This is a genomic window from Propionivibrio soli (assembly GCF_025770765.1).
GTDB classification, from domain to species: Bacteria; Pseudomonadota; Gammaproteobacteria; order Burkholderiales; family Rhodocyclaceae; genus Propionivibrio; species Propionivibrio soli.
In genome coordinates this window covers 120,213-133,528 of record NZ_JANZKY010000004.1, presented here as the reverse complement: position 1 = coordinate 133,528, position 13,316 = coordinate 120,213, and the positions used below count along the sequence as shown (strand labels likewise).

The 13,316-nt window shown below is 61.2% G+C and carries 11 protein-coding genes; 6 read left to right on the top strand and 5 right to left on the bottom strand.

What is annotated here, in order from left to right; all coding sequences use genetic code 11:
- Positions 1-1,443 precede the first annotated feature (1,443 nt).
- On the top strand, positions 1,444-2,502 hold the full coding sequence (locus NZ453_RS05830) for an AI-2E family transporter (RefSeq protein ID WP_263769505.1): 1,059 nt from the start codon (positions 1,444-1,446) through the stop codon (positions 2,500-2,502).
- 15 nt (positions 2,503-2,517) lie between these two features.
- On the opposite strand, the gene NZ453_RS05825 is transcribed toward NZ453_RS05830, so the two are convergent.
- Positions 2,518-3,306, bottom strand: a complete 789-nt coding sequence (locus NZ453_RS05825) for an SDR family NAD(P)-dependent oxidoreductase (RefSeq protein WP_263769504.1) — start codon at positions 3,304-3,306, stop codon at positions 2,518-2,520.
- Between the two features lie 148 nt (positions 3,307-3,454).
- On the opposite strand from NZ453_RS05825, the gene NZ453_RS05820 reads away from it, so the two are divergent.
- Positions 3,455-4,384 carry a LysR family transcriptional regulator gene (locus NZ453_RS05820; protein WP_263769503.1) on the top strand — a complete coding sequence of 310 codons (930 nt, stop codon included), beginning with the start codon at positions 3,455-3,457 and terminating at the stop codon, positions 4,382-4,384.
- A 52-nt stretch (positions 4,385-4,436) separates the two neighbouring features.
- On the opposite strand, the gene NZ453_RS05815 is transcribed toward NZ453_RS05820, so the two are convergent.
- Positions 4,437-5,084, bottom strand: coding sequence for a hypothetical protein (locus tag NZ453_RS05815; RefSeq protein ID WP_263769502.1), 648 nt, complete (start codon positions 5,082-5,084; stop codon positions 4,437-4,439).
- Positions 5,085-5,348: 264 nt separating this feature from the next.
- On the opposite strand from NZ453_RS05815, the gene NZ453_RS05810 reads away from it, so the two are divergent.
- Positions 5,349-6,572 (top strand): GGDEF domain-containing protein, encoded by a 1,224-nt coding sequence (locus NZ453_RS05810; RefSeq protein WP_263769501.1) that lies wholly within the window; start codon positions 5,349-5,351, stop codon positions 6,570-6,572.
- Between the two features lie 67 nt (positions 6,573-6,639).
- Positions 6,640-7,242: a DUF5666 domain-containing protein gene (locus NZ453_RS05805; protein ID WP_263769500.1), complete on the top strand. Its 603-nt coding sequence runs from the start codon at positions 6,640-6,642 to the stop codon at positions 7,240-7,242.
- A 104-nt stretch (positions 7,243-7,346) separates the two neighbouring features.
- Here the strand turns inward: NZ453_RS05805 and NZ453_RS05800 are convergent, their stop codons facing one another.
- Positions 7,347-10,277, bottom strand: a complete 2,931-nt coding sequence (locus tag NZ453_RS05800; protein WP_263769499.1) for a hypothetical protein — start codon at positions 10,275-10,277, stop codon at positions 7,347-7,349.
- A 52-nt stretch (positions 10,278-10,329) separates the two neighbouring features.
- Positions 10,330-10,806 carry a type III secretion system chaperone gene (locus tag NZ453_RS05795; protein ID WP_263769498.1) on the bottom strand — a complete coding sequence of 159 codons (477 nt, stop codon included), beginning with the start codon at positions 10,804-10,806 and terminating at the stop codon, positions 10,330-10,332.
- A gap of 527 nt (positions 10,807-11,333) precedes the next feature.
- On the opposite strand from NZ453_RS05795, the gene NZ453_RS05790 reads away from it, so the two are divergent.
- Positions 11,334-11,816, top strand: coding sequence for a helix-turn-helix domain-containing protein (locus tag NZ453_RS05790; RefSeq protein ID WP_263769496.1), 483 nt, complete (start codon positions 11,334-11,336; stop codon positions 11,814-11,816).
- Between the two features lie 76 nt (positions 11,817-11,892).
- Positions 11,893-12,393: a GNAT family N-acetyltransferase gene (locus NZ453_RS05785; protein WP_263769494.1), complete on the top strand. Its 501-nt coding sequence runs from the start codon at positions 11,893-11,895 to the stop codon at positions 12,391-12,393.
- A gap of 30 nt (positions 12,394-12,423) precedes the next feature.
- Here NZ453_RS05785 and NZ453_RS05780 read toward each other — a convergent pair whose 3' ends face one another.
- Positions 12,424-13,212, bottom strand: a complete 789-nt coding sequence (locus NZ453_RS05780; RefSeq protein ID WP_263769493.1) for an alpha/beta hydrolase family protein — start codon at positions 13,210-13,212, stop codon at positions 12,424-12,426.
- Positions 13,213-13,316 lie beyond the last annotated feature (104 nt).

Genomic DNA, 13,316 nt, shown 5'->3' with positions numbered 1-13,316 from the left:
TGCGGTTGTCGTCCGGTCGGGGCTTGCCGCGCGCTTGGTAACCATGCCGCGGGCACCGCCATCCAACCGCCCATTCAGGAACGTCTTGGCCACGTCTTGGCTGACGGCGGCGCAGGATAGCAAAACGATACTCTTCCGTGAGCGCTTGTGGACGCTAAGCAGCCGACAACAAGGTTGTGACTACTCCTGGCCTTCCAAAAAACTAGGGGGAAAAAATCGCTCCGGGCCCGAGCCGCTCAAGAGGGGGGGGTGGGGAGGGTGACAAGCGGGCGGTGTGTTGCCCCGGAGCTGTTTCCTATAGAGCAATCGCCATGCCAGTTTTTTCGAGATGGCGGGGCGAGAGTTTCGGAAATTGGGCTTGCTTTGTTTTTATCTTATTGTTTTATAAATAAAAAACAAACAAGTTGTCCTCGGGTGGTCGGGTGTTCTAGATTTGAGTGTTTACGGCTGATTGCGGCAGTGCCGACCACACGTAGCACTGTTTTGCTATCGCGCCGAAGGCCCACCAGTACGGGATCTGAACAAATTGAGTCTGTTTCGAAGGCTTTCCGCAAGGCCCTGGCGTAGGCCAAAAGCTGGCTGGGAAGACGAGGTGCGTTTGTTCCGCGCTATTTTTTCCTCCTCTGCAGGAAATACCGAAACACACGAAAAAACCCAACCCTCCCATCGGATGGGTGGAAAAATTTACCGAAATTTCTACGGGGCCTGAAGGCATGCAATGGCTCAAAGGGACCCGGATTCCGCCGAGAAGTCGCATCGTCGACTGTCGGCTGGGTACTAAAGAACGAAAGCATGGAGAGTGCCGAGAAACTCGCCGGTCAAGTGTCGGCGGAGAGAAATTACGCTGAATGATGCGGCGGAAGTTGGTTTTTCTACTACGCCGTATCAACAGAGGCGCGGAAAGAGAAGCGAAAAAATCGGATAGGAGACCATATTCGGTTGGATATCGACGATAAACCTGACAAAATCGGTATTTTTTGTCATTAATTGCCAAGATTCTCCTGCTTTACGCCGTTTTTTCGACTTTCCCTAAACGATTCGATCCCTTTTTCCCGCTAACGCGCGGCAATCCGAGCAATTCAGTAGGTAATTAGGCGATTGACGCCACGATCCTCTCCGGCGGGCTCGATGGCTATCGGCGTGGGTGTGCGCCCGGGTGCCTTCCTTGCAGAGTGATGATGGAAGGCCCGTCCGCCCGGGCCACGTGGAAAGAGGAGAACGAAACGATACCAAGCAACGAAACGGCGTTGAAAGCGCGCAAGAAGATCGAGGAGTCGGCTCATGGCGGTTGATCGTGCGCTTCATGAAACCAAAAGGAGAACAATTGATGCGGAGCCGGCTGATGGGACGCGGCGCCAGCGCGGGCGACACTCTCGGGGACGGCAGGAGTTCTCCGAACCCACAAAACGCCCCGAATCTCCAAAGCGCGGTCGTGCCGGTTTCGTGCGTGAAATTGCAATCTTTTATGGCTTCGGGGTGGCTGTCGCCATCGCTGTCTGCATTCTCTGGTTGGCTGGCGACGTGCTTCTGCTGGCGTTTGCGTCGGTCTTGCTGGCGATCCTGCTCTCGGACGCGAGTCGCCGCTTGCAGTCCTGGCTACCCCTTTCGGATGACCTCGCGCTCGGCCTCATCGTCGTCGTGTCCATCGGTGCGCTCGGCCTGCTGGGTTGGCTCGTGGCTCCCGACATCGCCGAACAAAGTCATCAGCTCGTGCAAGCGCTGACGCGCGCTCTGCAGCGCCTGCAAGCCTGGATTCAGCGTTTCGGTGCGACGAACAACCTGCCACCGGGGCTTCCTGCGCCTGACGCGGTGGCGTCCCAGGCTTCGTCGATGATCGCTCGCGCCGGAGGTTTCTTTACCGGCGTGGTGGGCGGCGTGGCGAGTGTGGTGATCATCGTCTTCGTCGGCATTTACCTCGCCGCGCGGCCGGCGATGTACGTGAATGGTTTCATTACTTTGGTGCCGCAGAGGAAACGACAACGTGCCCGGGAGGTAGCGCATGAACTGGGGAACGTTCTTGGGCAGTGGTTGATGGGCAAGCTGCTGTCCATGCTCATCGTCGGCGTGCTGACGGCCGCCGGCCTTGCGCTGATCGGTGCGCCGCTGGCGCTGGTGCTCGGCCTGCTGGCCGGCTTGCTCGACTTCATCCCCTATATCGGGCCGCTGTTGGCCGGTGTTCCGGCCGTATTGATCGCTTTTTCCGAAAGCCCGACGTTGGCGCTCTACGTGCTTCTGCTGTTCGTTGCCGTGCAGACCGTCGAGGGTTACTTGATCTTGCCGTTGATCGAGCGGCGCACCGTATCTTTACCGCCGGCCGTCACCATCCTGATGCAGACGTTGCTCGGCGCCTTTTTCGGGCTCGGTGGCGTGGCGCTGGCGACGCCGCTGACTGCCGTTCTCGCCGTCCTGGTGACGATGCTCTATGTCCAGGACGTCCTCGGCGATCCGGTGCCCATCCCCGGTGAGAATGGCACCGGGGATTCGCGCGCCGAATCTGGCTGATGCGGCTGAAGCTGGCTAAAGGAACATGCCGCCCGACACTTCGATGCGCTGACCGGTGATCCACGCGTTTTCATCGGCGAGCAGCGAAGCGATTGCGCCGCCGATATCGTCCGGCAGACCGACGCGGCCCAGCGCCGTCTGGCTGGCGACGAAGGCGTTCAAGTCCCGATTGTCGCGTACGGCGCCGCCGCCGAAATCGGTTTCGATCGCGCCCGGCGCGATCGTGTTGACCGCGATTCCCCTCGGCCCGAGTTCCTTCGCCATGTATCGGCTGAGGACCTCGATGGCACCTTTCATCGCCGCGTAGGCAGAATAGCCGGGTAGGGTAAAGCGGGCGAGGCCGCTCGACGTGTTAAGGATGCGTCCGCCGTCGACGAGCATCGGCAACAGCGTTTGCGTCAGGAAGAACGTGCCTTTCACGTGCACGCTCATGAGGTCGTCGAACTGGGCCTCGGTGGTTTCGGCGAACGGCGTGTGCACGCCCATACCGGCATTGTTGATGAGGTAGTCGAAGTTGCGGCGCTGCCAATTCTTATCGAGGGTTCCGCGCAGCTGTTCAGCGAACGCCGCGAACGATGCGCTGTTGCCGACGTCCAGCGGCAACGCCGCCGCCTTTCCTCCGAGGCCAGTAATTTCGCTAACGACCGCCTCGGCTTCTGTCTGCTTTTGACGATAGGTGATGACGACGCCGACGCCCTTGCGCGCCAGATGCAGAGCCGTGTTCTTTCCCAGCCCGCGACTGCCGCCAGTGACTAAAGCGATTCTCGATTGCGGACGACTTTCGGAGTGTGTCGTGGTGGTCATGGTGCCTCCAATGAAAAGTGGGTTGTCTCTTTGTTCCGCCGCCCGATCATCGTGCAGCGTTGGGGGGCAGTTTATTGCTACGATTTAGGAAGATAAATTCGGAGAAATTGATTAGACTGTTCGCTAATAACGAACAGTGAGGTATTCATTGAATCTCGTCGAAGCCATGCGCATCTTCGTCCGCGTCGCAGAAGTGGCGAGCTTCACGCAAGCGGCGGAGGACCTCGGTCTGCCCAAGGCGAGCGTGTCGACCACGATCCGCCAGCTCGAAGGCGAGCTGGGTACCCGCCTCCTGCACCGCACCACCCGACGCGTGCACCTGACGCAGGACGGTCAGGCGTACTACGAGCGAAGCAAGGATCTGCTCGCCGACATGGACGAGTTGCAAGGCTTGTTCCGCCATGATGGCTCGGCGCTACAAGGACGATTGCGCGTCGATATGCCGAGCGCCGTAGCGCGCGACGTGGTCATGCCGAAGCTTCCCGAATTCCTGGTTGACCATCCGGCACTCGAAATCGAATTGTCGAGTACCGACCGCCGCGTCGATCTCGTCCGCGAAGGGTTCGACTGCGTACTGCGCGTTGGAGCGTTAGGCGATGCAGGCTACGTTGCCCGTCCGTTGGGACACTATCGAATGGTCAACTACGCGAGTCCGGCGTATGTCGCGCAGTTCGGCAATCCTCTGCATCCGGACGAATTGGCGGACCATCGGCTCGTCCACTACGTGCAGAACCTCGGCGCGCGCGATCCGGGCTTCGAATACGTCGATCCGGAAGACCCGGGAACGGTGCGCCGCGTCGCCATGGCCGGCGTGCTGACCGTGAATAATTCCGACGCGTACTACGCCGCTTGCCGTGCGGGGCTTGGGATTATTCAGGTGCCGGAAGCGGGCTTGAACGAGGCGGTCGCCAAGGGGGAACTCGTCGAAGTAATGCCTCGATACCGTGCTGCGCCGATGCCGGTTTCGCTGATTTATGCCCATCGGCGGCATTTGCCCCGACGGGTTCAGGTTTTCATGAACTGGCTGGCCGACGTGATGCGAACCAGACTCGGCCAAGACGGCGAGCCGGGCGCGTGAATCGTCGGGGCCACCGTACGTAGCCGCGAAGCCCAATCTCAATTCGTGATTGTCACGGTGCGGTCCGCTCGGAGACAGTCGCTGGCGGAGCCGGTAGGGACGGCCAGCGAATCCACGCCGAAAACGCCGCGTTGAATGGGATTGGAAAAAGCACGCCGGTGTTGGTGACAGTCAAGTTCATCACGAGCGCTTCGTCGGTGGAAACCGATAAGGCTCGCTCTAGCGTGCGTACGCCGTCACGCAGCAACAGGAGGCCGCCGGCGGTCGCCAGCGCGCCGTCTCCTGTCGAGGTGTTTTCATCTGAGAAGAACGAGCCGCGCGCTGTGAAAATGACGTGGTTGCCGGCACATCGGAAGTCCCCGGCTGAGCGGCTGAAACGCTTCTCGACCGGTGTCCCTTGTATGTTCAGTCCTGCGAAAACAAGCGCGTCGGCATCCGGCTGAGCGATGGTAATGACGGGCAACGGGTCGTCGAAACGGAATTGCTCATCGAGCCGAAGGCTGCAATTCCAGTAGCCGGCATCCGCGGCGCCCCGCGTACAAACGTCACGCAAGCCGACATCGGATCCGAGCACCTGATAACGGCCCTGCAAGTTCGGGCACTCAGCGATCGAATGCGTGGCCAATGGCGACCAGTCGTCGGGGAAAGGCTTCAGTTCGCTCTGCCCGGCGCAGGCGGCGAGCAGGCTAGCCGCGAACACGAATCCAGCGCGGATAGGCCCCCGGGTACCTGTTGAGTGTGTTTCCTTTGCTCGTCGACATCGAGAAGACGACCGCAAACACCGTTCCGGCAAAGCTGCTTTGTGCGGCATTTCTTGCATGCCGAAACCTCCCGAGCGGCAATTCCCACACGTGAAGAATAGAGGTTTGTAGAGGGTTTGCGGTCTCGAGAAACGCGGCCACCGGGATAACGAAAGCAAGTAAATCCAGATGGCTGGCGGGTTCCTCACGCTAAGATGGGTGGCATGCTCAGTGCGGCTCAAGCAGACCTGCCGACGATGTTGCTGATGATCCTCGTGACATCTGGCGCGATGGCATTTGCCGTTTTGTTCGTGGCCCGTTGTCGGCCGAGAGCGGGTGATGGGCTTTCCTGGTGGGGCGGCGCGCTGCTGCTCAACACGCTGGCCTTCATCGTCTTCGGCGGCGTGCGGGTGCCCGATCGCTTATGGCTACTGGTCCCCGGCAACCTCCTGCTTTCCGGCAGCATGGCCGCAGCATTGCATTCGCTGGCTCTGTACCGGAGCGTCATCGTCGGTGGTGCGCTGATTTGGGGACCCATGCTTGTCATTGGCGGCCTGACGTGGTGCTTCCTTGATTCACCCGTGTGGCGTGTGCCCTCGGTAGACCTTGTGGTGGCGGCGCAATCCATGGCAGTGGCATGGGTGGTGATCCGTCCCTCGCCCTCGGTTCCGGCGGTACCCTTGGAGCGTGGCCGCTTCCTGCTGGTTGCGGGCATGGTGCTTCTGACGGGCCTCTATATGTTTCGAATTGCTGCCGTCCTGTCGGGAAATACGCGGGTGGTGGACCTCGTTACGCCGGACCTCTCGCAGACCATCAGCTACATGATGGGGTTGATCGGGATCCTGTTTTCGACGCTCGGTTTTGTTTTGATGCACAAGGAACGGTCGGAATACCTCTATCGGCGGCTGGCTTTTCAGGATGCTCTGACTGGCGTGCCGAACCGGCGTGCGGTCATGGATTCGCTGGCTCAGGTCGTCGCGCACGGCGGCCGTGCCCGCGAGCCGTTGAGCGTCATGATGATCGACATCGATTTCTTCAAACGTATCAATGATGCTCACGGTCACCGTGTCGGCGACCTGGTGCTGACCGAAATCGCGCAACGCCTGCGTCGCCGCTTGCGTGCCCAGGACATCCTCGGCCGTTATGGCGGCGAGGAATTCCTTGCGGCGTTTCCGGATACGGATATCGAAGGCGTGCGCGGGCTGGCCGAGGAGCTGCGTGGTGACTTCGAGCGCAATCCCGTCCGTGTGCCCAACTTGTCGATTCCGATCACGCTGAGTGTTGGCGTGCACAGCCGAATTCCCTCGGTTGGACGGAACGTCGTCGAGGAAATGGTACTTGCTGCCGATCGCGCGCTCTATGCGGCGAAAGACGGCGGGCGCAATCGAGTGTGCGTGGACGGAGTGATTGCCTCCGCCAAAGGATCGGGCGAGGCCGCTGTCGCTTGAACGACCGCGATTGACGGCGGTCTACCCGCCATGACGCGGCCAGCGTTCAACAGCGGAGGCAGACCCCATGCGCAGATTCTTTCCGATCCTTTTGTGCGGCTTGGCCTCCCTGGTGAGCGCGACCGCCGGTGCCCAGACAACTGAGCGCGTGCGAGGGACGATTTCAGCATTCGACGGACACGAGCTCTCCGTCAAATCGCGCGACGGGAAGGACCTGAAGATGAAGGTGACCGAGGCGACCGGCGTCACGTACCCGAAAGCCATACGGTTGGCCGACATCAAACCCGGCGATTACATCGGAACGGCCGCCGAGCCCAATGCGGAAGGCAAACTCGTCGCGCGCGAAGTGCACCTGTTTCCGGAATCGTCGCGGGGCGTGGGCGAGGGGCATCGCGCTTGGGATTCGGCACCCGGCGCCACAATGACGAACGCCAACCTGACAAAAATGGTGCAAGCGAACAACGGGCACGAACTGACGCTTGAATACAAAGGCGGCTCGCAGACGGTTCTCATCCCCGAGGGCACCCCGCTCGTGACCGCTGTCCCAGGCGACCGGTCGTTGCTGCAGCCAGGCACCTACATCTTTGCGATCGTGGAGGTTCAGCCCGACGGCTCGCTGACGGCCTCACGTATTCAGGCCACCAAGGACGGCGTCAAACCACCGCTATAGTGAGGTAACGCAGTGGGACGCCGCCGGCCGGGACCGTTCTTCAATGCGGGATATACCTCGTGTTTCACTTGAACGAAGTTATCTATCCAATTGATTAAAATAGGTTACGGCATAGGAATCGTCTGATATCCCCGTTGCGCAAACTCAGCAAGGATCTCTCTCTCCCTCGCGGCATAGCTTCGCGCTGGATCCTCAATCGTCGCCTTGACTGCAGGATGAGTCCTGTCGCTCCACTGCTCATCGGAGAGAATCGCGACTTGTCCGCTTTCGATCGCATCGGCGAAGGTATCCAGGCGTTGCTGGAAAGCGGCAAGTTGCGTTTCGTTGAGGAAGACTCCGAGTTCGCGTTTGACCGCTTCGCTGCCTCCATTGCGCATGGCTAGGATGCTCGTCGCCGTTTCCGGATCGACCGCGGGCGGCAAACCGCGATTGTGAGACATGCCGAGGTCGGGGGCATCGAATCGCGCGGGGTCCTCCGTGCGTGTCGCCATCCACGAGAGATCATTGTCGATGCCTTGCACGGCGTAGTTTCCCGACGCATCGCGACTGACGAAATAGTTGCCGGCGTGCCGGTCCTTCTCGCCGGTCAGGTAATCGAGTGCCTGCAATCGGGATAACTGCTTGAGCAGGGTCGGGTGGGTGTAGTCGATGTCATAGGGTTTTGGGCGCTTGTAGGTCACGTTACCGGTTGCCGGGTCCCGCGACATGTCGGGCTGCGTGACAAGCGCCGCCTCAAGATCCATGTTCAGTGAGGTGAGCGCGCGAATGAACGAGCCAAGGCCGGCCCGTTCGTCTTCCCGCGGTACGGCTGAGAGTGCGGTAGCTACCGCGGCGTCATAGGCGGCGCCCGCATCGCGCATGATGGTGAACGCGGCGGCGGGCTCGGTAAGCGAACCGAGCTCGATCCGGGGCGTCGCGTCGGGGTGGTTCTTCCGGCCGGCCTCGGACAACGTGGCGACGATCGTGCCGCCTGGTCCGACGGAGAGGTCGTAACGCGCCCCCTCGGTGGCCTGGATCGACTTCAACGGCGTCCCTTCGGGCGCAGTGGCCAGGTCGAACGGGGGGCTGTCGTTGGCGTGCTCGCGAAGAAGGTTCTCCAACCATTCCCCTGCACGGCGAACAGAAAATGTCTGGGCCAGCGGATGGTTCTCCACGAGAGCAGTGGCCGTGCGCTGACTATCCGCTACGGCAGCCTGCGCCCGGCCGATCGCGTCGAAGTCGTGCTTGCTCAACATCACGACCTTTTCCGTGTTGGCCGTATCGACTCCTTCCGCGCGTGCCATCACGGTTGCCGGGCTGCCATTGACCACCGCGTAGCGCGTTTCGGGAATCATCCCCGTACCGAGCGCACGGTCGAGAATCGACGTCGCCATCGTTCGCGCGCCGAGCTCCGGGCGGTCGCCATCGCCGCGAAAAACGTCGGCATCGACCGCCATGTGCTCCGGGTCGAACTTCACGACGCCGGCGAGCGGCGTGCCTTCCGGGGTGGCGAACTGCGCGGAGAAGACGGTGTTCACCTGGCCGGAGCCAAGCGGTTGCATCGGCGATTGGAGGTTCGCATCCACCAGGCCGCTCGTCATGCGCGGCACGAGTTCGATCGCGCGGCCCAGGCTCATCGGTACGCCGATCGCATCATGACGTCCGGTGTGCATCGCCTGGGCTTGCTGGAAGCGCGCCAGTGCCGCACGTTCACCCTTGAGGCTTTCGCGCAGGCTGGCCAAATCCTTGGTATCGCCGATTTTCTGCGCCAGGGTTTCCATCTCATCCAGTTGCGCGTTCAATAAGGCGACGGCCTGCCGGGTCGAGGCGGGATCGCTACTGAGGGGGATTTTCTGCAGCATCTGATGATAGCTGTCGAGACGGCCGAGCAAGGACTTGTAGTCGGTGTCATGAGGACGTGCGATCAGGCCGAGGATCGATCCGTCCGGCGTCGGCTCGCCGGCGGACGCGCGTAGCGTGGCGGAGTCCAGGAGACGCGGTGCTTTTGTCTCGGTCACGGTCGGTTGAGAGGTGACAGCGGAAACCGTCGGCGCTTCGGTTTGGGGGCGAGAGGGCGCAGACGGTTCGTCCTCAACGTACACGGGAGCCTCATCGGACGGAATCGTGGCTTGGTAGAGGCGGGGGCTTTCGGTGATCTCTCCGCCCGATGGACGCTGTGTCGAGGGAACGGTAGCGGGCTGAATCGTCGGCTTTTCCTGCGACGCTGGAGGCGAAAAATCAACTTGCTCGGACAAAACGAACGACGGTTTGCTCAAGCCGCTTCCCTGGCTCGATGCGACACCTTTCGAAGTCCCCGCTTCATCGCCCGTACTGTCCGGAATCCTCCCTTGCGGTCGATGAGCGGTGTCTAGCTCCCCAGTCTCCGGCGAAAGCACCGGCGCTTCTTCCGGCATGCGCGACGGATAGAGTGCTGCGTCGATCGCCGCCCGATCGGCTACTTGCTGGCGCAACTCGCGCAGATGATCCAGCGTCTGGCCGCACTCGGCGATTTGGTCAGTGAGGACGCTGGCGCGGACGTGCTGCGCCTTTTCCGCATCGTCTCGAATGTTGACCAACTCCGCTTGAGTGGCTTCCAGCGTGGCGATCTGCTCGTCGATCGCATGACTGGCGTTCCCAGGAAGCGCGTCCCAATGCGTGGCGACATCCCACTGTAGCCGGCAGGCGTCTACGACCGTTTGGTGCGCGGACGTCAGCGTTTGCGCGCATTGGCGTGCGCGCATCGCCTCGGCATTTTGCAGGATCACTTCGGCACGCCGCACCGAAAGCGGATTGCCGCGGCTCAAGTGGCTCTGCAGTTCGTGCGAAGCCATGTCCGCGACCTGGTCGCCATACTTGGAGCGCATTTCATCTATGAAGAGACGGGCGGTCGCCTTGTTTTCGGCCACTTGAGCCGTACTGCGCGTCAGGCAGTTCCATGCGCGTGACAGAAGACTGCCGGACGATTGTCGAACGCTCGCCTGGTCTGCGGCGATGCCGAGTTGATAGTCGCTGTGTGCATGATTGGCGCGAACAGCATCGGTGAAGGAAACGGCCACGATCTTCTCCCGTGAACTCGATAGGTTTTGTGCGGATTCGGCCCAGATCTGCCTAGACGCGGACACCTGCCGGTGGCAACTGGGCTTTTGCTGACGATGTCATATCGTTTTGCGCGGATGGCGCGGCGGCGAAATCGTCGAGCCGTCTCTGCCAACGCTCGGCGTTGATGACCATGGCTCCCAACAGATCCTTCAACCGCTCGGGCTCCATGCGTTCGATACTCTCGCGAAACTGCAGATCCAGCGTACCGGCGGGCGAGTTGATCGCCAGCGTGCCGCCGCCCGACCCGATCCAGTAGTAATTCGCTTCGAGGATTTCGGAAAGAAGCGATGCCGGGGCAGGTTCCGGCAGGCGCCCGCAGACAGCACCGAGGATCACGGCATCGGCGTCCTGGCTGTATTCGAGCGTCAGCATCAGCCGACCGTCGACCTGGACCAGACAGAACCCGTCTTCGTCGGCGACGAGATCCCGGATACCGGCTAAAACGCCTGCGCGGGATAGGAGGGAATCAAAGGCAGCTCTTGACATGATGAAAGCTTTCGTGGGGACAAAGAAGGTGCTCCGGAGCAGTACGCACAGCGGGCTTTATCGGGAGCCGGAGGATGATGTGTTCGTGACTCATGCGTGGTGAGTAACAGCCGCGTCGGGTACGGTTCCCTGTGTGGAATCAACCGATCGAAGATAAGCCGCAGGCAGTGGGGTCCGCCTGCTCGGCAGAAAAAAGAGGCCGGGAAGGGTTGGCGTAGTCCCGTTTTTGTCTCTTTCAACCCAAGGAGAGATCGGCGGAATCGCCGTGCGGCGGATTGGAAAACGGCTCACCGAGGATTTCACCGATTGCCTCGTTTCCTTTGCCCGCCTACTGCACGACTGGCAGAATGGCTTTTCGCGTTTTGCGTACGCCGCTTCGCCAGCCGCGTAAAGAAGCGCAAGTCGCTGATTTATTTAAGTGGCGGGTTTGTTGGCGGCCTCGTGACGTGTGGCTGTCACCTGTTTGTCGTGGCGCTTCTCCGGGCCCGCTGTCAGATTGGGGGCTCCATCGCCAAAGGAGCTTGAGCATGCTGGTTCAGAAATTACGTCTTAAACACGGTTGGTCGCAGCAGCAACTCGCGGAAGCGAGCGGATTGAGCGTGCGCACGATACAGCGTATCGAAGCAGGCGATCCGGCGAGCACCGAGTCGCTCAAGTCGCTGGCGGCGGTTTTTGAGGTCGATTTTTCAACCCTGAACCCGGAGCAGACCATGATTGCACAAACCGATATCGCCGCCGCGACCGCCGACCAACAGGAACAGGAGGCTTTCGAGTACGTCCGCCGCTTGCGGCGTTTTTACCTGCACGTCTTCCGTTACGTTGTCGTAAACCTCGTATTGCTTGCCATCAACCTGATAACTTCGTCGCATTCGCTGTGGGTGCTGTGGGTCGCGGGTGGATGGGGTATCGGCTTGCTGCTGCATGCCTCGCGCGTGTTTGGCCCGGCGTGGATGCTGGGGCCGCAGTGGGAGCGTCAGCAGGTCGAAAAACGATTGGGAAGGCCGCTCTAGCGATTGCGAGCGAGGGCGGCCGGCAGACCGCTCTCTCGCGGCTCAGGGAAACACCGACACGAAGATACAGAAGGCAATGATCATCCGACCCGAAGCACCCGCGGACTACGCCGCAATCGAAACCATCAACAAGCAAGCGTTCGCCGACCATCCTTATAGCCAGCAAACGGAGCATCTGATTGTCGCCGCACTGCGCGCCGCGTCGGCGCTGACGATCTCGCTGGTGGCGGAGACGGAGGGCGCGGTGTTTGGGCACATCGCCTTCTCGCCGGCGCTGATCGATGGTCGGGATCTCGGCTGGTATACGCTCGGGCCGGTGGCCGTGTCTCCGGCACACCAACGGCAGGGCATCGGCTCGCAACTCGTTCGTGCCGGACTCGCCGCATTACGCCAACGAGGCGCCCGAGGCTGCCTGCTTGTCGGTGAGCCGCATTTCTACGAACGCTTCGGATTCCGCCACAGCGACCACCTCACGGTCCCCGAGATTCCTCCGGAGTTCTTCCTGTGCCTGGCATTCGATGGCGAGGAAACGGCGGGGACCGTCGAGCATCATCCGGCGTTTTACGTCACATCTTGAGTGTTCGGCCTCCAGAAGCGCCGACCTGAGTCAGGGCGCAGCGAGTAGCGAAGAGATTGCCTCGGTGACCTCGGTAGCCCGAAAAGCAGAATTGTGAGTGGCGTTCGCGATCTCCACGTATCGGGCATTGACGCCGCGAGCAGCAAGGCTTTCCACATAGTGCTGCGCCAGCTCCGGCAAGGTGTTGTCGTCCCGTGATCCGGTGAGGGCAAGCACGCGCGTTGTCGTCGCCACGTGTTCGATCCACACACGAGGATTCTCGCTCCGGTTCCATGCCCGGCGACCGGCTCTCCACGGAACGAGGTCGCAAGGGCATGCGACGAGCACGGCATTGTCGATCAATCCGGGATGCGTCCCAAGAATGATGGCCGTGGTGGCCGCTCCGCCGGAATGCCCGATGACCGTCACATCGCGCGCCTGATGTCGCTCCTTGAGGCGGCGGATGGCGCCCGCCACCTCGTCGGTATTCTGGCGCGTATAGTGATCGCTCCGTCCGCCTTGATCCGCGGCCACGGTGGATACGCCGCCTTCGCCGTCCGGATAGCCGGGGCGCACGAGCGCGACCGCCTGCACATTCTGCGCCGCAAGCGTGGCGGCAGCCTTTTCCGCGATCGGGAAATGGTAGTTCGCCGGTCCTCCGGTCGAACCGTCGCCATGCAGCCAGATCAGCAAATGGGGCGCGCTCTCGGGGCCGTAGTGCCTGGTTAGGAGACACTCCGAAACGCCGGTTACGCGTTTTTGGTCCTTTTCGTCCACACAGGGTTCGGCGTACGCCGAGCTGAAGGCCAGCAAAAGGACAAGCGTCGAGAGCCGTTTCATGTCATCGAAAAATGCAAATGTCAAACGATGACAGTATAGCCTGGGGCGCCGGCTGAAAAGGTGGGATGAGCCACATAACGGATGTGAACGCCCCCGTGCGGTAC